Below are 22,522 nucleotides of genomic sequence, written 5' to 3'. Positions count from 1 at the left end.
GACCACGAGGATTCATGCCCGACATCGCTTTGGAGACACCCACATGCAAACCCGTTACCTCAAGCCCGGTCTGACCCTGGGCGGCCTGGCCCTGGGCCTCGCGAGCCTGGCCTTCGCGCCGCTGGTCAGCGCCGGCGCAGAGGCTATCGCCACGTCCAAGGTCGTCCTGTCCGTCGACCAGGTCATTGATGGCGCCCTGGGCACGGACCTGACCCTGACCTACGACTATGACCCGGCGGATGCCACCGTGGACCTCAGCAGCAGCGGCAACGCCTACGCCAACGCTGCCCAGGACCCGGGCAGCGCCGTGTCCGACACCCTGGGCGTCGGGATCTACGAAAGCCAGCAGAGCTTTTCCGAGGCGGGCGCCTATGCGCGCGTCGGCAGCGGCTTCGCGAGCCTGGCTGGTGAGGGATATCTCACCCTGAGGAACCTGAGCGCCGCCGCCATGCAGGTCGTCTTCGGCTACGAGATCGACCTGTCGGCCGAGACCAGCGTGACGCCGACCGGCTTTTCCGACGCCTACGCCCGGGCCATGGTGTGGGTCTTCGACGACACCTTTGCCGTGGACCTGACCAACCTGGTCGAGGCCGACTCCGCCAACGGCGCCCTGGACAGCGCCGCCTACACCGACAGCGGCACCTTCACGGTCGCCCTCGTCGGCAACGAGACCCGGGTGATCCGGGTCCAGACCCAGAGCCAGGCCCAGGTCGAGTTCGTACCGGAACCGGCCCCCCTGGCCCTGCTGGCGCTGGGGTTGGTTGGCCTAAGGATACGACGTCGCGGGATGCGGTGAACTGCGTCGGTGCCTGTCCACCCGACGGTCGGAACCCTGATCGAGGCCGTCATCGATCCCTGAGCATCGTAGGGTGGACAAGCGCAGCGCAGTCCACCGCGGCGGCAGCGCGACTGAGCGCTTGCGCAGTGTGGCGCACTCCTTCACGCAGTCCTCGCCCCTGGGCCCGACGATGCCATTGCGGCAGCGGACCCTCGCGACGCCCCTCAGGCCCTTGTGCGGCATTGCGCACTCGCCCAGGATGCGCATGGCGTATGATCGCAGCGTAACGTTACAACTGTCTTGTTACCGCCAGGCGAGCGCACGCCATGCCCATCCGCACCAAACTTGCCGGCGCACTGATCGCCATCCTGGTGGTCAATCTGGCCGCCAGCCTGTACGGGTTCCACCTGCTGACGCAGGCCTGCGAGCGGGAGGCGAGGGTCCGCGAGGCCAGCACCGCGATCGTCACCACGGCCCTCTCCGCGCAGGTCCACTTCAAGAAACAGGTCCAGGAGTGGAAGAACATCCTGTTGCGGGGGCAGGAGGCAGGGCTCTTCGATGACTATTTCGGTCGCTTCGAGCGCGAGGAGGCGCGCACGCGCGAGACCCTGGATCAACTGATCCGGTTACTCACCGACCATGGGCAGTCGCCCGCCACCGCCGAGCGCTTCGGGGAGGCGCATCGGCGACTGGGAGAGCAGTACCGCGCCGCGCTCGCAGGCTATCGTGCGCCGGGGCCCGATTCACAAGTGGAGGTCGATCGCCGGGTGCGTAACATCGATCGGGAGCCGACCGACCTGATCGACCAGCTCGTGACCGCCGTGCTCGCCCACAAAGAACGCACACTGCTCGGCATCGACGCGGCGACCGTGGTGCTCCAGCGGCAGGTCCTGCTCGTGATGGTCGGCGTCATGAGCGCCGCGGTCTTCTTTCTCATCTGGCTGATCGACCGTCGCATTGGACAGCCCATCGCGATGGCCACGGCGATCGCCCGACGGATCAGCACCGGCGATTTCTCCACCCCCATCCCGGTGCGCGGCGTCGATGAACCCGCCCAACTGCTGGCCGCACTCAAGACGATGCAGGAGAGCCTGACCAGATCTCAAGCGGATCTCCGACAGAGCGAGGCCCGCGCGCGCCTGCTCCTGGAGTCGACCGGCGAGGGCATCTATGGGGTCGACGCCGACGGGCGCTGTACCTTCTGCAACCCCGCCGGTGCGCAGATGCTCGGCTACCGGACGCCGGAAGAACTCCATGGCCGCCACATGCATGAGACCGCGCACCATTCGCAGGCCGACGGCAGCCATTATCCCGTCAACCGTTGCCAGGCTACCGCGACCTATCGCGAGGGGATCGCGGCCCGGGTCGATGACGAGGTATTCTGGCGCGCGGACGGCAGCCAGTTCCCCGTCGAATACCACGCCAACCCCATCCATCAGGACGGCAGCCTGGTCGGCGCGGTCGTCATCTTCTCCGACAACAGCGCCCGCAAGGAGGCGCAAGCGGCCTTACGCGCGGCGCATGATGCGCTGGCGCAGGAGCGATCAACACTCGCCGAACGGGTGCGCCGGCGCACGCTGGAACTCGATCGGGCCAACGCGGAGCTGGCCCGGACGGCACACGCGAAGGACGAGTTTCTCGCGGCCATGAGCCATGAGCTACGCACCCCGCTCACCGCTATCCTCGGGCTTTCCGAGACGATGGGCGACGGGATGCTCGGCGCCCTGACCACCCAGCAGGAGCGGGCGGTCAACATCATGCACGAGAACGGCGCCCATCTGCTCGAACTCATCAATGACATCCTGGACATGTCGCGGGTCGCCTCCGGGCAGATGCAGCTGCACCGGGACCAGGTACCAGTCAACCAACTCTGTGATGCCGGCCTGCGTCTGATCGGCCCGGCGGCCAGGCGCAAGGAACTGACGGTCTCGACCACCTGCGACCCCAGGGTTCGTCTGGTGCTGGGCGACAGCCGCCGGCTCAAGCAGATGCTGGTCAATCTGCTCGGCAACGCCGTCAAGTTCACGCCGCAGGGTGGTGCGATCGGGCTGGATGTCACCGCCAACCCTGACCGGCGAGAACTGCGGATCGGCGTCTGGGACACGGGTGTCGGCATCCCGGCGGACCAGTTCGAGCGCCTGTTCCAGCCCTTCGTCCAGTTGGACAGCCGGCCGGCGCGCCAGTATGACGGCAGTGGGCTCGGGCTGGCACTCGCCTCGGCGATGGCCGAACTGCACCAGGGCCGGATCGAGGTGCAGAGCGAAGTGGGACGGGGCAGTCGTTTCGAGATCGTCCTGCCCTGGGACCCGCAGGCGCAGAGCGCTGAGCAACTCCGACCGGAAGAGGCGCGACCCGATGACGTTGATGGCCAGGCCGCGCCGCTGGTGCGGCCGCGGGTCCTGCTGGTCGAGGACAACGAGAGCAACCTGGAGATGCTGTCGACCTATCTGCGCATCAAAGGCTGCGAGGTGCTCGCCGCCCGCACCGGCGCCAGTGCGATCACCCTGGCCGGCGACCAGGGTCCCGATCTCATCCTGATGGATGTCCAGATGCCCGGGATGGACGGACTGGAGACCACGCGACGCCTGCGCATGGCCCCGGCGCTGCGGCGCACCCCGATCATCGCACTCACTGCACTGGCCATGCCCGGCGACCGGGAACGCTGCCTGGAGGCCGGGATGGATGACTATCTGAGCAAGCCGGTCGGGCTCAAGGAGTTGTACGACACGCTCACCCACTGGATCAGGCGTACCCGCGCAGCCTGATTCTTCGTGTGCATAGCACCGCGCGCCCGGAGTCCGACTGGAGCCGGTGTCAACTGGGGCAATGCGCGCACCCGCTCGGCGCTGATGCCCCGCGGCGGCCGACCCACCCGCCGCGCCGACCTCATCGGTCACTTGCACGTAACCAAACCGTAACCGCTCGCGGTTAGGCTGCCTTGTTACGGCCGGCACCTTCGACCATCGATTGATTCCGTCCGAGCGCGCACCCTCAAGTCCAACGCACCGCAAGGTGACTCAATGACACCGATAATGACACCGATCGAGAAGGTCGAGGCACTCTACGACGAACTCGTGGCCTGGTACGCCCAGGGCCAGGATCGCGAGACCAGGGCCGCCGCCAAGCTGCTCATGGTCGCCCTGCTCAAGCTCAAGGAGCACGGCGGATTCGGTTGGCAGGGCCTCGTCGAGGACTATGTGCTCATGCTGAAAAACGACCCGGAGCGCTTCCAACGCGTACTCGACGCCAACCGCGGCGAGAGCAAGGCGGGCTGACCTGGCCGGCGGTCGAAGTCCACCTCAGTGTGCCTTGGTCATCGTTGCGGCCGACCGTCATCGGTCCGCGCCGCGGACCCGCGCGTAGGGCCGCGCTCGGTGGGGTCCGCTGTGCGGACCGGCGGTCTCGTAGTCAGCACCCCCGCGCCGCCACTGAGGTTTCGCGGCGCCGCCATCCGGGCGGGGCGGCGCTGGGGTTCAGTGTTTGCGCCGGGCACTGCGTTGGAAGCCGAGCAGACCGAGGCCAAGGCCGACCAGCAGCAGCGCCGGGGGCAGGGGTGCGGCCGATTCACCATAGGCGTTCATGGTGAAATCGATGCGGGCACTCTCGTCCGGGAGTAACTCGATGGTGAAGGCTGCGCTGTCGGTCAGCGGCGCCCCGGCGCGGGTGCCGAATGGATCGTCGGTCAGGGTCCGGGACAGGGTATCGGGGCCAGCGGTGACGACACCGTCGATGAACAGATCGAAGAAGGCCTCGGCCAAGGCGTCGGCGTCGGCGCCATCCAAACCGGCGCCGACGGCGAGGTTGTAGGCCAGGGCGTAGCTGAGGCGAATGGTCGCGGCGCTGCCATTGAATAGCGCGATGCTCAGGTCGGCCTGGGTGGCACCGCTCGCGTCGCCCTGGCCGACGGTGGCGGCGCCGATGCTGGTGTCGAAGCCGAGGCCGAGGCCCAGGGGGTCGTCGGTGAAGGTGATATCGGCGGTGCCGGAGGCGCCCCCGGTGAGGTGCCGGTTGGTGCCCTGGCTGCCGGTGATCGTCAGACCGCCGAGTCCGCCCGGTGCAGCGATGCCGGTGAGGCGCAGGATGGCGGAGGCGCTCGCGTCGAAGGCGCCGGCGGCGGCCGGCTGGGCCGCCAGGCTGGCGAGGGTCAGGGCCAGGCCGACGGTGAGGGCGCGCAGGCGGTTGGTGGCATGTCGCATGGTGGTGATCCGCTGTTGGGATATTGGGCGCGGGCGCGGCGGCGCGGCCGGGGGCCGCGCCGCTGTGCGTCTACAGGCCCATGCAGTTGGCGTAGAGGGTCACCGTGGCGGGCCAGTCGGAGAAGATGCCGACGATGCCCACGTCCTTCGCGAGCACGTCCAGGGTGCGCAGGATGTCGCCCTCGCGGTTCACGACACCATTGATGCTTTGGTAATACCAGCCGCCGTGGTCGCTGTCGGCGAGCCGGCCGCTGCGCTCCAGGGTCCAGGCGATGAGCTTGAGCCCCGCCGCCTTGGCGTCGAGCGCGTATTGCGACGGCACGATGTCGCCGCCGGCCGCGGTCAGCAGCTGCCACAGCGGCGGTGCCACATAGTTGATGCCCTCGGCCTTGTAGCCCTGCAACTCGGCGGCACCCGGTACATCGGCGATTGAATCGGCATCGTCGAGATAGACCGCCTGGGCGCCGTATTGCGGCTCATTGGCGATCCAATAGCGGATATCCGCGATCTGGAAGGATTGCGGGAAGACCTCCTGCGGGCGCGCGCCGCCGGCGCGCAGCTCGTCGATCAACTGCTGGGCGTATTGCTCCTGCGTATAATCCGGGATGGCGTCGCCATCGCTGTCGAAGGGCATCGCGACGCTCGGCGCCTTCAACTCCGGGGTCAGTTTGACGCGCAGGGCCTTGAAGAGTTCGACGCTCTCGGCGTGGGTCAGCAGGGTGCCGCTGGTCGGGCCGGCGTAGAGGTCGGTGCGCCAATCCGCGGTGCCGCCGAGATACTGCTCGGGGGTGCGGGCATTGGGATCGGCGGCGTCCATCTTGCCGCGCAGGGTCCTGAACTCGGCCAAAGTGATGTCGCTGGTGCAGCACGCCGCGCCGGCCGCCTTGGTGCGATTGCCGGCGGCGTCGTATTCAGCCGGGCTGAACGGCTGCGTGCATTTCTGGTTCAGTTCGGTGGCGACGATGTTGGTGGTGGTGTGCAGGTCGCACTGGGAATGGCGGCAGACCAGTTGCTTGTCCTTGGTAAAGGTCACATCGCATTCGATGATGCCGGCGCCCTGGCGCGCGGCGGCGACATAGGACTGCAGCGTATGCTCCGGGAACTGCAGCGCCGCGCCGCGATGGCCGATGGAGAAGGCGCTCTTGCGGAAGGTGCGGGCGGCACAGGCGGCGAGGGTTGACTTCAGGGGGCCGGCGGCCATGTCGTCGATCAGAAAGAAGGGTCGCGGGCCGACCTGCGCGGTGGTGTTGATGCCGCGGTATTGGTCAAACTGGCCCGTCTGGACCAGGCTGCTGGAGACGGGGCTGAGGCCGATCAGGCACAGGGCGCCGACGGCAATGGGTCGCAAGACGGACATGGGGCTCTCCTCGGATCGACGGGCAGGAAGGCGGCGACCGCGGGTCGTGACGGGGGACAATTGCCGCCGGTTGGGTCGTGCTTGCGGCACGCGCCGCGCCCCGCGGGGGCGCGGCTGGATCCCAATGCCATTACGTCAAGTGCCGACGGCAGGGCTTCTCGTTCCCACGCGGAAGCGGGAGAATGCCGTGCGGGCACTGCCCGTCCGGTCCCGACACTGGACGCCGAGCGCCCGCACTGGCTCCCACGCGGGAGCGTGGGAGCCGGAAGGGCTTCACTTAACGGCATTGGGCCGGATCCTAGCAATCAGCGATGACGCCCGGATAACCGCAAGATGACGAAACCTTGAATGGCGATGACTGATACCTGGACCTGCGCCGGTCGCGCAGCCGCAACGCGCACTGGGCGCCGGACGGGTCGGTGCGTCTTGGTGCCGCCTGCGCCGCGCACGCGACCACCGCGACCGCCGCCGGGCCGCTGATCTTCGTCTACGCCGCCCAGACCCATGGCCTGTTGCAGTAGAGTATCCGGTCCCGCACCGGGAGCCGACCGCCGTCGGCGGTTTCGTGGACCACCTCCCGCCGATCCAGTACGCTGCCGATGCCTGGTCGTCTTGGAGGCGACGGCGCCTGGTGCCCGCATCCCCGCGGACCCGGGGCCGCAGGAGCCCCTGGCCTGGCAGGCGCGAGTCTATGCCCCGTCGGCCCCGATGCGGCGCAGCGCCTGCCGGACCTCTCAGCGGCCCCGGAGTTCTCCCGCCCCCGGGGCGGCGACGCACAGCAATCTGTCTCAGAAGGAAGAACGATGTCCCGCGAACGAATGATCGAGTTGCTCAACAAGCACCGGCTGGTGGAAGACCTGGTCCATAACCAACACCAGCCGCGCCAGGCGCTGGTCGAAACCATCGTGGCGCGCCAACACCTGGCGGAGCTTCACAACCTATTGATGAAATTGCCCGCCGATGACATCGCGCGGGTCCTGGAGTCGCTGAGCGGCGAGGAGGCGGTGCGCCTCTGGACCCAGGTCACCCCGGAACGTCAGAGCGACATCCTGTGGGAAGTTTCCGATCATCTGGGCGAGCAGTTGGCGGGGGCACAAGAGCCCGGGTTCTCCGACAGCCAGATGAATGCCTATGAACTGGTGGCGGGACGCCTGCGGCAGGTCAGCATCCGCCGCCGCCGCGACCTGGAGGGCCTGCACACCATCTGGGTCGATCTGCTCAATGCCACCAAGACCGAACGCACCTACATCGGCAAGCACTTCGGGCTGGTCCTGCCGGACCCGGGTGAGGCGACCGATCTGGAGGTGAGTTCCCGGTTCCACGTAGAAGAAGACCAGGACATTCATCTGCACTCCAATTTCCTGCTGGACCGGGAGGGCGATTCGCGCAGCGTGCCGGTCGTGTTCATCCAGCATCAGGGAATCCTGTTCTCGGTACGCAACGAGGAACTTCCGGTCTTCCGCCTGCTGCGGCGCCGCGCTACGACCCTGCCGGACTACGCGTCCGACTGCAAGGACCTGCTGCTCGATCTGTACGGCACCGATGTCGAATATTCGGCCGATTCGCTCGAAGACATTTATGCCACGCTCGGCAAGGTCGGACGCCAGGTGTTGAGCGGGGACATCAGTGATGATGAGGCGGCCGCCATCCTCGCCGATATCGCCGAAGAAGAAGACCTCAACGGGCGCATCCGCAACAATATCCTCGACACCCAGCGGGCCCTGTCGTTCCTGATGCGCTGCAAGATTCTGACGCCGCCGCAGCGTGATGACGCGCAACAAATCCTGCGCGACATCGAATCACTCAACAGCCACACTGCCTTTCTCTTCGACAAGATCAACTTTCTGATGGACGCCACCATCGGTGTCATCAATATCAACCAGAATAAGCGGCTGAGCCGGATGACCGTGTTCGGCGTGGTGTTCATGCCGCTCAACATCCTGGCCGGCATCGGCGGCATGTCGGAATTCTCGATGATGACCGCGGGCCTTGCCTGGCCGGTGGCCTATGGCGCCTTCGTCGTCGCCATGATGCTGCTCGGCTGGAGCACCTATGTCGCGGTTAGACATTTCGAGAATCGCAAAGTGGTCAGCGCCGCGCGCGCGGAGCGTGGTCGGAGCTAGGAACGGTTCACCAACAAGTTAGGCAAGGCCATTCGCGACTGCTGTCAGCGTCGTTGTCGTTGTCGTTGTCGTTTTCGTAATCGAGGTTATCGTAGTACCCCGGATTCTCTCGCATACCTAAAGTGTATCGCTGTCCGATTACGACAACGACAACAACAACGATTGTGTTTGTGTTTAACTTGTCTTGACTGATCCGCAACCCCGCCGCGCGCCGCGGCCTACTTGCGCACCGCGGGGTTGTAGCGCAGGCAGTTGGGCGTGCAGGCGCATTCAAAGGCGATTTTCATCGCCGCGATCTGCCCCTCATTCTTGAGTTGGAACAGCCGCGGGACCACCCGGTCGCGCAGGGCCTCCGGATCGATCGTATTGACATAGATCCTGGTGCCGCCTTCGAATCCCGCCGCCGTCGAGACGCGCCATTTGATCAGGATGCGCCAGGGCATCGGCAGGGCCACATCGGGCGGCTTGTAGTGCCACTCCTCATTACAGGGGATGCCCGGCCCGGCGGCGGCATGGCAGGCGTGCACCAGATCGGAAATACCGCGCAGTTCCTCCGCGCAGTGGTCCCACGGCTGGCTGTGCTCGCTCTTGGAGAAGATCTCCAATGTCGGGTAGCGGTGGCCGAAGCCGGCAAAGGCGACGGCGTGGTCGTTTTCGGCCACCACCAGATTGCGGTAGCCGGCGAAATTCACCGCTGCTTCATTGTAGATATTCGGATTGTCCCGCACCCGCAGCAAGGCCAACTCGTTCTGCACCCCGCGCTCGTCGATCGCCACCAACTGTTTGTGCAGATGATCAAATGAGGCGCCCGCCTGTTTCAGCCAGTTCTGGAATACCGCGACATAGCGGACATAGCGGTTGTTGGCATACACCTCACGCAGGGCATCGACCGTGAAGCTCATGTACCGGTCGTGCTCGTCGGGGGTCAGGGTGCCCGAGGACGCCAGTTGATCGTCATGGGTGGCGCCATCGGTGAAATGGCGGCGGGCGACGATAACTTCATGGCCGCCGCCGAAGAAGGCGTTGGACAGTTGCAGACGCTCGTCAACGGACAGCAGCCGGCACTCGTCCTCAGTGAGCCCGGTGGCCCGCAAACGCTGCTCCACCACTTGCAGTACGTGCCGACGGCCCGCTTCCGCGGCCAGATAGCTGCGCTGGTGCGCGGCGAGGTGTTCCGGCATCCGGTAGTCGAAGTTCTTCTGCCAGTAGTCGAAGGACACGATCTCGAACAGATTGGGAATGCGGCGAAATTGCGCCACCGTGTCAAACAGGTTCGCGGCCGGCAGTTGGCGCAGCGTCGCGACACCCTGCTCGGTATCGATCAACCGCGCCTTCTCGGGCGGCGTCTCCAGATAACGGCGGGCACAAAACGAACAGTGGGCATCATGCTGCGCCGGATCGAGCGGTGCCGGATTGGCTGACATCACCCCCAGCGGCCGATTCCCCCGGCCCGGTACGGTCCAGACTTCAGTGTGAGTGAAGGGATTGACCTGCTTGATGGTCCCATCGGCCATACGCATGAGATAATTGGCTTCGGGAATGATCTGCGACGACATGCTTGCCGTACCTCGGGTGCACTTGGCCTTCAGCGTAACTGCGGCCGGTGGGGTGGACGAGCGAGCCTTGATCATAACTCCGGCCACGGCGCGCTTGCGGCAACCCGTCGCGGCCTGGGGCCGCTCGTGCGCCGTAGGAGCGGCCCCCAGGCCGCGACGGATGCCCCCCCCGAGGTGGCCGGAGTTATGATCAAGCCGACGAGCGGGAATAAAATCCACCGAAGCCCGCGCCGCTGGGGGACTGCGCTACGCTGGTTCGCCCGCCAGACTGGTATCGGAACTTCCGCTGCGCGGTACGCGGGTCGCAGTGGCTGCCATTGTGATCGAGGCCGCGAGGTTTTGCGAATCCGCTCAGGGCTCCCGGGCCTGATCTGGTGCAGCGGGATCGCGGACGCGCAGGACCTCGGCACGAAACGGGAATCGCCGCTGTGACCGGCCGCGCGCCTTACCCGCGCAGCGGCGGATCAGGCAGCGGCCGACCCTCCCGCTCAGTGATAGTGCTCAGCGCTGTACTGACCCGGCACGTGGCGCCGGTGACGGACCAGTCCGCGCCCCTCCAGGATCACCTTGGCATCCTTGATCATGGCCGAGTTGCCGCACAGCATGACGTGGCTGGACGCCGCCGCGATGCCCGTACCCGCCCGCTCCTCCAGTGCCCCGCTGTTCAGCAGATCGGTGATGCGCCCATTCAGACCAGGGGCATAGGGCTCCCGGGTGACCGCCGGGACCATGACAAAACGCTCGCCGTAGCGCGCGGCGATGGCGGCGATGGTCTCGCCGTAGACCAGATCGGCGACGTTGCGCACGCCGTGGACCAGGACCACGCGCCGGAAGCGCTCCCAGGGGTCCGGGGTGCGCAGCATGGAGAGATAGACACCGACGCCCGTACCGGTGGCCAGCAGCCACAGGCTGTCGGCGGGCAACACGAACTCGAGGGTGAAGATGCCCCCGGGCTGGGCGGAGACCCATACCGGGTCACCCAACTTGAGGCCCGACAGGTAGGGGGTAAAGGGGCCGCCCGGTACCTCGTTGAACAGGACCTCCAGCGGCCGGTCCTGCGGGGGGCTGACCAGTGAGTAGGCCCGACTCACCCGTTCGCCGTCGATGTCCAGGGCAATCTTGACGTACTGGCCCGCCCTGAAGTCGGCCACCGGGGCGTCGAACTGGATGCTGAAGAGACCGTCCGTCCAGACGTGCCTGCCGACCACTGTACCTTTGACCCAATCTCTCATCGTTGCCTCATTCCTGCCCGGGGTTGCCGAATCGAGGTGCCGGGCAGCGCAGGCCCCCCGTCACCGGTTGTCCGGGAGATTGGTCCGGGCGGCCCGCATTCAAAGCGCCCCGCGACTGCCGCGCCTTGACCCCAAACTGACGCAGGCAGGGGGTATGATTGCATTTTCAGCGGTGCCCACCATGTCCCCTTGGTCAAACATTGTTCACCCGGGAGCATCCATCATGAAGACCACACTGTTCGCCATCGGCCTGGCCGCCATCAGCGGGGGCGTCGCCGCCGACACCCCGCCGCCGGGCCCGGCCTGTCCGCCGCTGCTCGACCTCAGCGTCCGGCGCCTCGCCGGCGAGGAGTCCGTCAACCTCTGCGAGACCTATCGCGGCAAGGTGATCCTGGTGGTCAACACCGCCAGCAAGTGCGGCTTCACGCCCCAGTATGAGGGGCTGGAGGCCCTCTATCGCAAGTACCAGGACCGCGGTCTGGTGGTGCTCGGATTCCCCTCCAACGACTTCATGAAGCAGGAGCCCGGCAGCGAGGAGGAGATCCAGAAGTTCTGCCGACTCACCTACTCGGTCGAGTTCCCGATGTTCGAGAAGGTCAGCGTCACCAAGGGCACCGCCACCCCGCTGTTCGAGCGCCTGGCCGCCGCCGGCGCCCCCTACCCCAAGTGGAATTTCTACAAGTACCTGATCGATCGCGACGGCAACTATGTCGACTACTACGGGAGCATCACCGCGCCGGAGAGCGACAAGCTGGTGCGGGCGATCGAAAAGCTGCTGTGAGGACGGCCGCAGTCCCGGGCCGGCGGCTGGCCCGCGGCGGCCTGATCGCTCTCGCCGCCTGCTGCGCCCCGCCCGCGTCCGCCGGTCTGCTGACCACCGAACAGACGGTGGCGAATTTCACCTTTGCGGGCGATCAGGTGGACTATGCCCCGGACCCCAAGACCTTCGCCCCCGCCGCGGACAGCACCCTCACCTTCACGGCCACCGATCCGACCCTGGGGCTCGGCTGGTCGGAAAATACCCATGACCCCCTGCGCGGCGCCCTGCATGTGCTCCTGAAGGGCAGCAATTACGGCAGCTTCGGGGGGTCTGATTTCAATGTCTTCGGCAGTCTGCCAACCCTGAACAAGGCACCCGAGTCCCGACTGCTGAACGACTCGATCAAGGCGCTGCGCCCGGACAGCAAACCGGGTGCACTGGACTTCCTGATCGATCGGGACCGCATCGTCGGCCCTCTGGCCAGCCGCTACCGGGCGGTCGGCATCTTCATGCTGGTCAGCGGCGTCGATGACCTGACCTGGGTCCAGGGTTTTGCGGATGGGGCGGCCACCATGGAACTGTTGCAGGTCGAAGACGACGCGGCCGACCGGGGAAGGGCCGACCGCGATCAATAAACCAAGAATAACGAGTATTTGGCCGCAAATGAACGCAAATAAGCGCAAATAAGTCTGCTGGTTAGCGTCGTCGCGGGCATCGCCCGGACGGGAAACATGCAGCAAAGGCCAAGTCTCTGATTATTTGCGTCAATTCGCGTTCATTTGTGGCCAAACTGTTTTCTGGGCTGAACCGACGCGCGAGGACACCCGATGTACGCAACACCCGAAACCGACGACGGCTGGCTGACCAAGGTCCACGGACACGAGGGCGACGCCCTGGTGGTGGAGGCACACTTCAACCTCCCCCGCCGCTTCCACGACCTGGTCCGGGGGCGTGAGTCCGAACTGGTCTTCGCCGCCCGCAGCCGCCTGGCGCGGCTCGGGATCAACATCACCCCGCTGGGTGACCCGGTTTTCAACGGTCGCTCCTGCGACCTGCGCCTGGCCGTGGTCGCCGCCATCCACGCCTACGGCATGGCCGAGCACCTGGACCGGCTGGTGGTGCCGGGGCTGGCGGTCGGCCGGCTGGTCTTCTGCCCCCAAGACACGCGGCTCAGTTCCACCGAGATCCACGGCCTGATCCGGGACAACCAGCTCCAGGTACCGACCGGCTTTTCACTCGACGCCCACGGCTACCTGATCCTGCGCCCCCAGCAACAGGTGTTCCGCTTCCGCAAGCCGCTGACGTTCGACGAGGTCACCGCCGTCGCCAACCACGCCGACGGAAAGGAATTACTCAACCGGCTCCAGGTCCGCACCGCCGTCGACAACATCGAGCTGGCGCCCATGGACGGCCTGGTCACCGCCTGCTCCATGTTCCTGCACCGCCACTATGTCGTGCTCCAGAACCTGGATGACTCGCTGGGCTTCCACCTCCAGGCGACGGTGCTGGACCCGGTCTCCACCCGCGGCACCAACGTCTATCTGGAGTTCATCAACCGCTCCGACCAGCTCATCGTCAATCCCACGGTCGCCGCCACCGTCCACGAGGCGACCCGCCTGGAGCCGGAGCACCGCTACTGGTACGGCGGGCCCCGGGCCCAGCCGAGCGCCGCCGAGCCCGAGTACCGGGCGCTGCTCCAGGTCTTCGACCGGCTGGAGGCCTCGCCCCTCATGACCGGGGACTGTCACCGCCTGATGGCCGCCACCACCGACCCCGCCGCCCTGCTGCGCGGTGCCGCGCCCGACCTGCTGTGCGCCCGCGAGGACAACCCCGGCAGCCCCCGCGCCGCGGCCGAGCACTACCCGGTGCCCACTGAAAGCGCCGCCCCGCTGGACCAACTCCCGGACGGCGCCGCGGCCACCCTGTTGCTCGGCTACTTCCCCAACCTCATCGAGCACACCGAGATCTGCGCCGCGGCCCTGCGCCGCAAGATCGCCCGCCTGTGCTTTCGCCGCCCCTCCTTTGAGCACGGCGTCTTCCTCTCCGACCGCGACCACGGCCGCCTGGCGGACTACGAGGGCCTGGGGCTGGAGGTCTACTGGTGCAACGAGGCCCGCACCCATGTGGTACGCCACGCCTTCCGCGGCCTGCGCGGCTATTTCACCACCCCGGACAAGCTCGACCGCTTCCGCTCCGCCCTGGTCTTCGCCATCTACGGCTCCATCAAACCATTGAGTGATCAGGAGATCACGCACACCGAACGACTGATCGAAAACCTTCAGGGGCTGTTCGGCAACGACATCGGCATCCTCACCGGCGGCGGCCCCGGGTCCATGCAGCAGGTCACCAACACCGCCCACCGGCTGGGCCTCATGGCCGGCTCCAGCTTCATCGAGACCATGGACCAGGAGACCAACAAGACCGCCGACTTCTACCAGACCTTCCAGGCGCGCAGTCGGCAATCGCGCCAGCGCTGGTTTGAGATCGCGAGCTTCCACATCTTCCTGATCGGCGGCGTCGGCACCCTGGAGGAGATCGGACTGACCCTGACCGATATGAAGCTCGGCGTCATCGAGGCCAGCCCCGTGGTCTTCCTCGACAGCTCCGGCGGCGACTTCTACTGGGAGGGCTTGAAGACCCAACTCACCCGCATGGTCCGCGCCGGCCGCACCCCCGGCTGGCTGCTCGACAACATCCTCATGACCTCCGACCCCGACGAGGTCCCGCGCTTCTACAAAAAGACCCTGCGCCTGGGCTGATCCTCAAGGCGCGTTCCGCCACACGGCGGACCCTGAGGCCGCGACCAGAGGCCGACGCTTACCCTGAACGTCGCGCAGCGACACTGTGGGAGCGGCTTCAGCCGCGACGGGCCGCGTGCGGAACGCGGCGTCGGCGTTCGCCGCAGCGCCGCAGCGCGGCCGCAGGCCGCTCCCACAAGGGCCTTTCATCGCTGATACAGCACTGAAAAACCTTGGCAAGCCTGGCGCTTTAGCGCTATGCTGGCGCCCCGCGGCGGTCATTGTCGTTGTCGTAATCGAGGTGATCGTGGCGCCCCGGATTCTCTCCGCACCCCAAATTGCATCGCTTCTCCGATTACGACAACGACAACGAAATCCAAGGGGAGACGACAATCGTTATGTCCTGCATTGACGATAATAAGAATTACGCCTCCCTCACTCACCCGTTCAACCTCTTCGTTATCCTGACGCTGACGGCCGCTCCAAGCTGCGCCGTCGATAGCGTTTCATTTGAAGTGGGCCGCTCCTTCGCCACCCATCATGCCCCGACCGAACTGGCCCGCATCGGCGCGCAGTGGAAGTGGAAAAAAAGCTGGCGGATCAGCGACCACTGGTCACTCGGCGGCTATTGGGAGGTCGCGGTCGGTTACTGGCGTACCCTGGACCGCCTGGTTGACCATGAAGTGACCGACGTGAGCTTGACGCCGGTGTTCCGGCTGCAGCGGGTGAGCACGCAGTTCGGCGTCATCCCCTATGTAGAGCTAGCCATCGGCGCCCACCTCCTCAGCGACAAGGACATCTCGGACCGCATCCGTTTCAGCACCAGTTTCCAATTCGCCGATCAGGTCGCGGTGGGCTTTCGCTTCGGCGCCCGCGGCCAATATGACCTGAGCTACTGTATGCAGCACCTGTCCAATGCCGGTATCGATCATCCCAACCCCGGGATCAATTTCCAACAGTTACGCTTCCAGTACCACTTCTAGGTTGCCAGGCGCCGCTCGAGATCCCGCCCCAGCCGCGCGCAGTCCGCGGCCGGTACCCCGTATTCGTCGAACCGCCCCCGCCAGCCGGCGACGGCCGCGCCGACCTCGGCCAGGGTCCGCCCCGCCCGCTGCCCGGAGAGTCCAAAGGCCCCGGCGAGGGTCCGCAGCGCTACCAGGCTGGGCCGATGGCCGACGGGGCCAAAGTGCAGGCAGTGCTCCCCGCGCTGGGCGACGTCGGGCAAGAGGTCAAAGGCGGGGGTGAGGCGCCAGCCGGCGGGTTCGCGGCGCAGTGCGAAGTTCTTCAGGTGATCATCCGTATTGCCGAGTAGGGCGTTGAAGGCCATCTGGCGGTAGAGGGCCGGCAGATCCGTCTCGGGCCTGGCACTGACACGGCGCACGCAATCCGCGAGGTCGCTGTAGCCGAGTTGGTAGTAGCCCTCGGCGCCGGTCAAGGTCTGGATGCTCAGGACGTGGTAGCGGCCGGCGGCGGGGGCCAGGTCGAAGCGCTCCACCAGCAGGGCGGACCGCCGACCGAAGGACGCGACCTGAAAGGCCGGCACGCGCAGCCCGGCGTCGCGCGCCAGGGCCAGACAGGCGGCCTCCACCCGCACCATGTCGACCGCGTCGCGGGCGGCGGCAAGTTTGGCGATGCAGCCCTTCCCCGCCTGTTCGATCAGCAGCTTGGGGCGGGCACCGCCGGGGGAACTGGCGGCCTGGAACAGCCGGGCGAGGTCCTGGCTATCCAAGGCGCCGGGGTCCCGATCGTAGCGTTCCGCCGCCTCGATGAGTGACTCCAGAGCGGGGGCGGGGGCCGCCGCCGATGGCGTCGGAGCGTCTGAACCGGTGGTATAGGCGAGGGCGCCGAGCGCATCGGCACCAAGCAGGGCCAACAGCTCCGGCGGGGTCTGGCGGTGCCGGGGGAGTGCGTGACGGCGGATCAGGAGACCCCGGCCCCAGGCGTCCGGCAGGGAATCCTCGAAGCAGGCATGGATACCGGCATGGGGGCGCTCGGCCGCGAAGACGCCGGGGCTCAGGGGCAGGTGCAGCGGGTCGAGCGCGAAGGCGTCCGGGTGGTCCAGGAACGCGGCCTGATAGCGAAACTCACCTCGCAGCAGACCGCCGCGGCGCTGATCCGGGTCCGCGACACGGACCTCCCCGGCCGGCAGCAGGGCGCCGGCGAGCGTGCGCAGCCAGACCTGGAGGGCGATCATCGGTCGCCCCGGGCGGCCCGTTGGCGCGTCGCGCCCTCATCGAACAAGGACTCGGGCAACAGCAGGGCCAAGTCGTCGAGGGCGCCGTAGAGCCGCAGCGCGCGCACCCAGAGGCCGATCTGGGCCCCCGGCTTGCCCTGCTCCAGCTTGCGGTAGGTCGGCAATGAGACGCCGATCCGGGCGGCGGCGCGCAGTTGCGGCTCGCCGGCCAGCAGGCGGCGGCGGCGCAGGCGCGCACCCAGGGCTTGAAGGGCCTCGGACTCTTCCGACGTAACAGCAAACATCGTTTCTTTTATGTCGTGATTGATGGGCTAAGTATAACAATCGTTTTCTTTGCTTGCGCTCATTTGTACTCGCCGGCTGTTGTTCCTCGCCAGCCGCGTCGCCTCTGCCTGGAGTCCAAGGCTTCAGCCTTGGCGCACTCCAAGGCTGAAGCCTTGGACTCCAGGGGCTTGGGCTGCGGCGCTTAACTCAACGGCAGTGACACCTGGCGGGGGAGACGCGCGGATGAGATTGCGACGGCATGGCCATCCTCGTCGGCACCCAGACCGGCACGCGCCCCCCGTTTGTCCGCCCCGAAAGACAGCATGAAGCTTTTATGTCAATCTGTTAGTCTCCGCAAAGATCGGCAGCAAGATCGGCACAGCAACATGGTCCGCGACCCTTCCGCAATGGAGCCCATGCTCCCCGGCCGCGACGGCGACCCGGGGGACCTGGCCGATCTCGCCCTCGCCTTGGTCGCCGCGTCCGCGCAGGCCGCCGGGCGGCTGCACCCGATCACCGAGGCGACGCTGCGTGACCTGCTGCGCACCATCAACAGCTATTACTCCAACCTGATCGAGGGCCATCGCACCCACCCCATCGACATCGAGCGGGCCATGCGCGCCGACTATGCCGCGGAACCCGCCCGGCGCGCGCTCCAGTTGGAGAGCCGCGCCCATATCCAGGTCGAGAACGCCATCGCCAGCCGTCTCGCCGCCGAGCCGGGGCTTGAGGTCTGCTCCCCTGCGTTTCTCTGCTGGCTGCACGAGCGGTTCTATGCCGGGCTCCCGCCCGAACTGCTGAGGGTCGAAGGGCCGCCGGGCACGGCCGCCGAGACCCTGGTCCCCGGACGGCTGCGCGAGCGACTCGTCGAGGTCGGCCGCCACCTGCCCCCCGCTGCCGTCGAGCTCCCGCGCTTTCTCAAACGCTTCGCCGAGGTCTATGCCCCGGAGCGCCATCGCGGCCAGGCCCGGCTCATCGCCGCCGCGGCGAGCCATCATCGGCTCGCCTGGATACATCCCTTCCTGGACGGCAACGGGCGCATCGCCCGGCTCTTCACCGACGCCTACCTGGCCGCCGGCGGCATCAAGGGCCACGGGCTCTGGTCCGCGAGCCGCGGTCTTGCGCGCCAGCGGGCCGAGTATCTCGACCGGCTCGCCGCGGCCGATGCCCCGCGCCGCGGCGATCTGGACGGGCGCGGTCAGTTGACCCTCGCCGGCCTCGCCGACTTCTGCCGGTTTTTCCTCGCCACCTGCATCGACCAGGCGCGCTACATGGGCGACCTCCTGCGCACCGACGAGATGCAGCGGCGCATCGCCGCCTACGTGCAACTGCGCACCGCGGGCACGCTCCCGGGTCCGCCGCTCAAGCCCGCGAGCGCACCCGTGCTGCTTGCGGTCTTCCTGCGCGGCGCCCTGCCACGCGGCGAGGCCGCGGCGCTCACCGGCTACGGCGAGCGGGCCGGGCGGGCGGTGCTCGCCGCGCTGCTGGCGGAAGGGCTCCTGGTCTGCGACAGCGCCAAGGGACCGGTGCGCCTGGGGCTGCCGATGGCGGCGGTGCCCTATCTGTTTCCGGGGGTGTTTCCGGCGGATGGCTGACCGTAAAGGTCGCGCAGCGACGCTGTGGGAGCGGCTTCAGCCGCGACGAGACCTCGCGGTGAGAGAACTGCTCTTTCCAGGATGAGGGGTTGTCCGTCACCCCGGGACCTGAAAGTTCCTTGTGGGAGCGGCCTGCGGCCGCGATGCGGCGCCGCGGCGAACGCCGATGCCGCGCTTCTCACGCGACCCGTCGCGGCTGAAGCCGCTCCCACAGCGTCGCTGCGCGACTTTCACGGCTGCCACCGGGGGCTTTCGTGTTCAGTCCCGTCGGTTGGGGCGACGAAGGAGGCCCAACAGTGCGCGGGCTTCGCGAGAGTCCTTGTTGGGCTTCGTTCCTCAGCCCAACCTACGGTCCTTCGTCCCGCCTCGGCGGGGTCTGGTCGCGGTCGGTCCCCGCCTGGGCCGCGAGGTGCTCCAGGAGCAGCCGGTGGATGAAGTCCCAGGTGCCGCCGGAGCGCCGCAGGATGACAAGCCGGGCGGCATGGTCCAGGAAGTCGGCGAGGCGTAGCGGCAGGCGGCCTTCGAGTCGGAGCGAGAGGCGGAGGCTGTAGTGCTGGAGGGCTGCAAATCCGCCGAGAATGATGAGGCCGACAGCGAATCCCGCGACGGCGAGCGGAGGGACCGACTGCAAGCCGCGCGGCGTCTGAAGAGGCGTATCCGCCGGCAGCAGCATTCCCGAGATCCAGACGACCAGCAGGAGCGGCGGCACGCCCAGGATGCCGAGCCGCAGGCCGTTGCGTAGCGAGGTCCGGAACCCCTGGTTTGGACGCGAGCGGCTGTCCGAGACGCGGCTGCCCAGTCCGGCCACGACCGACGCGATGACCGTCCCGAGGAACGACCCGAGGGGCAGGCCCCAGGCTGCTTGGTCCGGTCCAAGAAAGAACCAAGCGATGCAACCTAAGAGCGGGGCACCGACAAGAGCCGAGCCGGGCACCAACCGAGGCGCATCCCGGCGAAACTTGGTCCAAGACCAATAGACCCGCTCCATCGGCTCGATGCGTTGCGAGCCCCAGACCAGAGAAATCACCAGGCCCAAAAGAGCCCCGACCTCGGCCGAGCGGATCAGCCCCCCGATCCAGTCCGGCGACTGCCCGGCCAGCGGCCATTGCGCGAGCCCCACCAACCCGCCGCCGTAGAAGCCGACGATCACGAAAAACAGCGCAACAACCGCCACCCACACCACCCCCAACACCCACCGTCTCCCCCAATCCGGCTGCAAGTCTTCGATCCGAAAGACGCTGAGCCCATGCCGACGCATCTGCCCGGCGAGCCAGACCAGATACCGCCGGGTCTGCGCCTGGGACCAGCGCGCCCCGTCCGGCGGCTTGCGGGTGAAGACCCGCTCCAGATAGGCGGCGAAGAGCGCATCGCGGCGCCCCGCCGCACCGTCCGGGCCGGGCGCTGATCCGGGATCGGACGCGGGGCTCGCGCCTGTCCCGGGCCGCGACTCGGCGAGGATGGCCGCGCAGGGCATCCCCTCATAGGTCAGGCTCATGACATTGAGCATCAGCGGGGTCTCGGCGAGCCCGGCGAGTTCCCGGTCGGCGGCGAGCGCCTGGCGCAGCCCGGCGAGCGCGGGGCCGGCGTCGCGCAGATAGCGCTCGATCTGGCCGCGGTCGAGCGGCAGGATCGCGAGCGCCCCGCGGAGCTTGAGCGCCGGCAGCGCCCGATACTCCTGGCTGCGGCAGCAGACGGCGATCGGGGTCAGCCCATGCGCGGCGCGAAAGGTGTCGATGGCCGCGGCGCAGTCGGCGCGGCACTCGGCGCGCACCTCGTCCAGGCCGTCGAGCAGCGGCAGCACCCGGTCGCGCGCGACCCAGTCGGCGCCGATCTTGCGGGGGATCTCGTGCCGGCGCCACAGTTCCTCGGCGAGCCAGGCGTCGAGCGGCAGGCGGGACAGGGCCCAGGTGGAGAGGTTGAGGACCACCGGCACCGGGTGCCCCAAGTCCAAACCGGCGTCCGACCCGGCTTCCGACTTCGCGCGCGCGAGGAGGGCACGCGCCAGCGTCAGCAACTCCACGGACTTGCCCGCGCCCGGCTCGCCCAGGATCAGCAGCGCACCGCCGACCTGGTCGAAGACCTCCGCGGTCGGGGTCTCGGGCGGCAGGGGGCGCGGACCCTCGCCCGGGCGCTCCAGTTCGCGCGCCCAGGGGACGGCCACCGCGCCCGGCTCGATCCGGCGCCCGAGCGCGATCAGGACCTGGGCGTAGAGCGAGCCCGCGAGCCGCTCCTCGACCTCCTGGGCGCAGCGGCGGCGCAGGATCGCAAGCCCCCGGCGCTCCTCCGCCAGGGCGCGCCGGATCTGCGCCGCATCGTTCGCCGGGCCGCGGCGGGCAAACGCCACCGTGAAGGTCATCAGCGCCAGCACGATCTGGATCAGCGAGTCCAGGCTTTGCGCCTGGTCGCCGTGGGCATCGAGCCAGACCATGAAGGGCGGTGCCCACCAGAAGGACGACACGAAGGCCGTCGCCAGCGCCGCGACCAGGACCCACCGCCAGGAAGAGAGATCGCGCATCGTCCGCTCCGCCGCTCAAGGGTGGACGGATTGTAGCCGATAGTTCTGTCGCTTGGCTCACCTGCCGGGTGACGGGACCGTCGCTTGCAAGGTTGTGTTCTTCTTTGCGTTCTTTGCGTCTTTGCGTGATCAATTGCCGATTCTGGGATCAAGGCTCGTCCGCCAGCGCGGGTTGCGTATCGGCGCCGGCGTGAAACCCTACCCCTGCCGTGGGTCCGAATTGCCCGGCCCGGCCAGCAGCGCACGCAGGCGGGCGAGTTCCTGTTCGGCGTGCTCGGCCCGTTCCCGCTCGGCCTGGGCGCGCGTGCGTTCAGTCTCGGCCCGTGCCTGTTCGGCCTCGGCCCGCGTCTCCGCCGCCGCGGCCCGTCGGCTGGCGGCCTCGACCGGCAGTGGCAGCAATCCGTCCCGATCGGCCCAGCGCAGCCAGGTCGCGGCGATGCCGTCGAACTCGCCCTCCCACAGCACCAGTTTGAGGCCGAGCACCGCCACCGGCAGGTTGCCGTCGGCATCACGCATGATGGGGCGGTAGCGGCTGCCACGCAGGACGAAGCCGGCGCGGTCCGCGGGGTTGAAGGGGTCGAACCAGTAGTAGGCCGGCACCCGCAACTGGTCCTGATACACCAGCCGCTTTTCGCCCTTGTCGAAGGCTGCGGTGCTCTCGGAGAGCAGCTCGACGATCACGTCCGGGCCCTTGCCCTCCTCCCAGACCACCCAGGACTTGCGCTCGCGACGGCGCACCCCGGTGACCACATAGATATCCGGGCCGCGGAAATGGCGCCCGCGGACCTGCTCGCCGCTGAAATAGACGAATTGGTTGCCGCCGACCGCCACGTCGCCGCGCGCGCTGGCCCAGGGCAGCAGGGTCTGGATCAGCAGTTCAAGCTGGGCAAAGTGGCGCGCGGATTCCATCGGAATACCGTCCTCGTAGGGGAGATCGTCCTCGGTGGGCAGTCGCGGCAGGACGGGCATCTGTAACGCGGGAACGGACATGGGCGGATACCTGACAAGGGGTTCGCTGCCGCTGAAGCATACGCGGGAACCGGCCCGGCGCAAGGGACGGGCGGCGCGGCCAGGGCCTGGCGGCGGCCTCCCAGCGACAGCCCCCGGAGCGGCTTCAGCCGGAATTCCTGGGACAGTATACTTAATTCCCCGACTTCAAAGGGGGAGAGACCGCGATTTCAGGAAACCGGATGCCTGGTCGCCCTGAAGGGCGA

The 22,522-nt window shown here is 67.6% G+C and carries 17 protein-coding genes; 9 read left to right on the top strand and 8 right to left on the bottom strand.

Annotated features, from left to right (window positions below; translation table 11 throughout):
• Window positions 1–43: 43 nt before the first annotated feature.
• From THSYN_RS33770 to THSYN_RS12375, 3 genes are all read left to right on the top strand, one after another.
• Complete coding sequence (locus tag THSYN_RS33770; protein WP_157817623.1) at window positions 44–796, top strand: PEP-CTERM sorting domain-containing protein; 753 nt, start codon at window positions 44–46, stop codon at window positions 794–796.
• A gap of 308 nt (window positions 797–1,104) precedes the next feature.
• Entirely contained in the window at window positions 1,105–3,543 is a 2,439-nt protein-coding gene (locus THSYN_RS12380) for a response regulator (RefSeq protein ID WP_100919424.1), read from the top strand.
• A gap of 267 nt (window positions 3,544–3,810) precedes the next feature.
• Complete coding sequence (locus THSYN_RS12375; RefSeq protein ID WP_100919423.1) at window positions 3,811–4,053, top strand: hypothetical protein; 243 nt, start codon at window positions 3,811–3,813, stop codon at window positions 4,051–4,053.
• Window positions 4,054–4,251: 198 nt separating this feature from the next.
• Here THSYN_RS12375 and THSYN_RS12370 read toward each other — a convergent pair whose 3' ends face one another.
• Both THSYN_RS12370 and THSYN_RS12365 read right to left on the bottom strand, forming a co-directional pair.
• Window positions 4,252–4,974: a hypothetical protein gene (locus THSYN_RS12370; RefSeq protein ID WP_100919422.1), complete on the bottom strand. Its 723-nt coding sequence runs from the start codon at window positions 4,972–4,974 to the stop codon at window positions 4,252–4,254.
• A gap of 70 nt (window positions 4,975–5,044) precedes the next feature.
• The gene (locus THSYN_RS12365) at window positions 5,045–6,331 is read right to left on the bottom strand and encodes a glycerophosphodiester phosphodiesterase family protein (protein ID WP_100919421.1); all 1,287 of its coding nucleotides are present in this window, start codon (window positions 6,329–6,331) and stop codon (window positions 5,045–5,047) included.
• 803 nt (window positions 6,332–7,134) lie between these two features.
• Between THSYN_RS12365 and THSYN_RS12360 the strand changes: the two genes are divergently transcribed.
• Window positions 7,135–8,454, top strand: a complete 1,320-nt coding sequence (locus tag THSYN_RS12360; RefSeq protein ID WP_100919420.1) for a CorA family divalent cation transporter — start codon at window positions 7,135–7,137, stop codon at window positions 8,452–8,454.
• A 218-nt stretch (window positions 8,455–8,672) separates the two neighbouring features.
• On the opposite strand, the gene THSYN_RS12355 is transcribed toward THSYN_RS12360, so the two are convergent.
• Both THSYN_RS12355 and THSYN_RS12350 read right to left on the bottom strand, forming a co-directional pair.
• Window positions 8,673–10,010: a DUF4921 family protein gene (locus tag THSYN_RS12355; protein ID WP_100919419.1), complete on the bottom strand. Its 1,338-nt coding sequence runs from the start codon at window positions 10,008–10,010 to the stop codon at window positions 8,673–8,675.
• Window positions 10,011–10,498: 488 nt separating this feature from the next.
• Complete coding sequence (locus THSYN_RS12350; protein ID WP_100919418.1) at window positions 10,499–11,242, bottom strand: ferredoxin--NADP reductase; 744 nt, start codon at window positions 11,240–11,242, stop codon at window positions 10,499–10,501.
• Window positions 11,243–11,465: 223 nt separating this feature from the next.
• Here THSYN_RS12350 and THSYN_RS12345 point away from each other — a divergent pair, with 223 nt between their 5' ends.
• The 4 genes from THSYN_RS12345 (at window position 11,466) to THSYN_RS12330 (ending at window position 15,723) form a co-directional block, all read left to right on the top strand.
• Window positions 11,466–12,023 carry a glutathione peroxidase gene (locus THSYN_RS12345; protein ID WP_100919417.1) on the top strand — a complete coding sequence of 186 codons (558 nt, stop codon included), beginning with the start codon at window positions 11,466–11,468 and terminating at the stop codon, window positions 12,021–12,023.
• Window positions 12,020–12,637 carry a hypothetical protein gene (locus THSYN_RS12340; RefSeq protein WP_100919416.1) on the top strand — a complete coding sequence of 206 codons (618 nt, stop codon included), beginning with the start codon at window positions 12,020–12,022 and terminating at the stop codon, window positions 12,635–12,637. The genes THSYN_RS12345 and THSYN_RS12340 overlap by 4 nt, the downstream gene beginning before the upstream one ends.
• 192 nt (window positions 12,638–12,829) lie before the next feature.
• Entirely contained in the window at window positions 12,830–14,761 is a 1,932-nt protein-coding gene (locus THSYN_RS12335) for an LOG family protein (protein ID WP_100919415.1), read from the top strand.
• 377 nt (window positions 14,762–15,138) lie between these two features.
• Window positions 15,139–15,723 carry an acyloxyacyl hydrolase gene (locus THSYN_RS12330; protein ID WP_100919414.1) on the top strand — a complete coding sequence of 195 codons (585 nt, stop codon included), beginning with the start codon at window positions 15,139–15,141 and terminating at the stop codon, window positions 15,721–15,723.
• Here the strand turns inward: THSYN_RS12330 and THSYN_RS12325 are convergent.
• Together THSYN_RS12325 and THSYN_RS12320 are read right to left on the bottom strand one after the other, a co-directional pair.
• Window positions 15,720–16,934 (bottom strand): type II toxin-antitoxin system HipA family toxin, encoded by a 1,215-nt coding sequence (locus tag THSYN_RS12325; RefSeq protein WP_100919413.1) that lies wholly within the window; start codon window positions 16,932–16,934, stop codon window positions 15,720–15,722. The genes THSYN_RS12330 and THSYN_RS12325 overlap by 4 nt on opposite strands.
• On the bottom strand, window positions 16,931–17,218 hold the full coding sequence (locus tag THSYN_RS12320; RefSeq protein ID WP_100919412.1) for a helix-turn-helix domain-containing protein: 288 nt from the start codon (window positions 17,216–17,218) through the stop codon (window positions 16,931–16,933). The genes THSYN_RS12325 and THSYN_RS12320 overlap by 4 nt, the downstream gene beginning before the upstream one ends.
• 387 nt (window positions 17,219–17,605) lie before the next feature.
• On the opposite strand from THSYN_RS12320, the gene THSYN_RS12315 reads away from it, so the two are divergent.
• Complete coding sequence (locus THSYN_RS12315) at window positions 17,606–18,793, top strand: Fic family protein (protein ID WP_236848876.1); 1,188 nt, start codon at window positions 17,606–17,608, stop codon at window positions 18,791–18,793.
• 346 nt (window positions 18,794–19,139) lie between these two features.
• On the opposite strand, the gene THSYN_RS12310 is transcribed toward THSYN_RS12315, so the two are convergent.
• Window positions 19,140–21,308, bottom strand: a complete 2,169-nt coding sequence (locus THSYN_RS12310) for an NACHT domain-containing protein (protein WP_100919410.1) — start codon at window positions 21,306–21,308, stop codon at window positions 19,140–19,142.
• 198 nt (window positions 21,309–21,506) lie between these two features.
• The gene (locus THSYN_RS12305) at window positions 21,507–22,298 is read right to left on the bottom strand and encodes a Uma2 family endonuclease (RefSeq protein ID WP_216644740.1); all 792 of its coding nucleotides are present in this window, start codon (window positions 22,296–22,298) and stop codon (window positions 21,507–21,509) included.
• Between the last annotated feature and the right edge of the window lie 224 nt (window positions 22,299–22,522).

Source organism: Candidatus Thiodictyon syntrophicum, from assembly GCF_002813775.1.
GTDB classification, from domain to species: Bacteria; Pseudomonadota; Gammaproteobacteria; order Chromatiales; family Chromatiaceae; genus Thiodictyon; species Thiodictyon syntrophicum.
The sequence above is the reverse complement of the archived record's forward strand: the minus strand, read 5'-3'. Positions and strand labels throughout refer to the sequence as shown.

What these genes read in the sequence shown, in the direction of transcription:
- THSYN_RS33770 (WP_157817623.1), top strand. Translation starts at nt 44, where the DNA reads ATGCAAACCCGTTACCTCAAGCCCGGTCTGACCCTGGGCGGCCTGGCC.
- THSYN_RS12345 (WP_100919417.1), top strand. Translation starts at nt 11,466, where the DNA reads ATGAAGACCACACTGTTCGCCATCGGCCTGGCCGCCATCAGCGGGGGC.
- THSYN_RS12325 (WP_100919413.1), bottom strand. Translation starts at nt 16,934, where the DNA reads ATGATCGCCCTCCAGGTCTGGCTGCGCACGCTCGCCGGCGCCCTGCTG.
- THSYN_RS12375 (WP_100919423.1), top strand. Translation starts at nt 3,811, where the DNA reads ATGACACCGATCGAGAAGGTCGAGGCACTCTACGACGAACTCGTGGCC.
- THSYN_RS12360 (WP_100919420.1), top strand. Translation starts at nt 7,135, where the DNA reads ATGTCCCGCGAACGAATGATCGAGTTGCTCAACAAGCACCGGCTGGTG.
- THSYN_RS12350 (WP_100919418.1), bottom strand. Translation starts at nt 11,242, where the DNA reads ATGAGAGATTGGGTCAAAGGTACAGTGGTCGGCAGGCACGTCTGGACG.
- THSYN_RS12315 (WP_236848876.1), top strand. Translation starts at nt 17,606, where the DNA reads ATGGAGCCCATGCTCCCCGGCCGCGACGGCGACCCGGGGGACCTGGCC.
- THSYN_RS12355 (WP_100919419.1), bottom strand. Translation starts at nt 10,010, where the DNA reads ATGTCGTCGCAGATCATTCCCGAAGCCAATTATCTCATGCGTATGGCC.
- THSYN_RS12310 (WP_100919410.1), bottom strand. Translation starts at nt 21,308, where the DNA reads ATGCGCGATCTCTCTTCCTGGCGGTGGGTCCTGGTCGCGGCGCTGGCG.
- THSYN_RS12320 (WP_100919412.1), bottom strand. Translation starts at nt 17,218, where the DNA reads ATGTTTGCTGTTACGTCGGAAGAGTCCGAGGCCCTTCAAGCCCTGGGT.
- THSYN_RS12380 (WP_100919424.1), top strand. Translation starts at nt 1,105, where the DNA reads ATGCCCATCCGCACCAAACTTGCCGGCGCACTGATCGCCATCCTGGTG.
- THSYN_RS12330 (WP_100919414.1), top strand. Translation starts at nt 15,139, where the DNA reads ATGTCCTGCATTGACGATAATAAGAATTACGCCTCCCTCACTCACCCG.
- THSYN_RS12305 (WP_216644740.1), bottom strand. Translation starts at nt 22,298, where the DNA reads ATGTCCGTTCCCGCGTTACAGATGCCCGTCCTGCCGCGACTGCCCACC.
- THSYN_RS12365 (WP_100919421.1), bottom strand. Translation starts at nt 6,331, where the DNA reads ATGTCCGTCTTGCGACCCATTGCCGTCGGCGCCCTGTGCCTGATCGGC.
- THSYN_RS12370 (WP_100919422.1), bottom strand. Translation starts at nt 4,974, where the DNA reads ATGCGACATGCCACCAACCGCCTGCGCGCCCTCACCGTCGGCCTGGCC.
- THSYN_RS12335 (WP_100919415.1), top strand. Translation starts at nt 12,830, where the DNA reads ATGTACGCAACACCCGAAACCGACGACGGCTGGCTGACCAAGGTCCAC.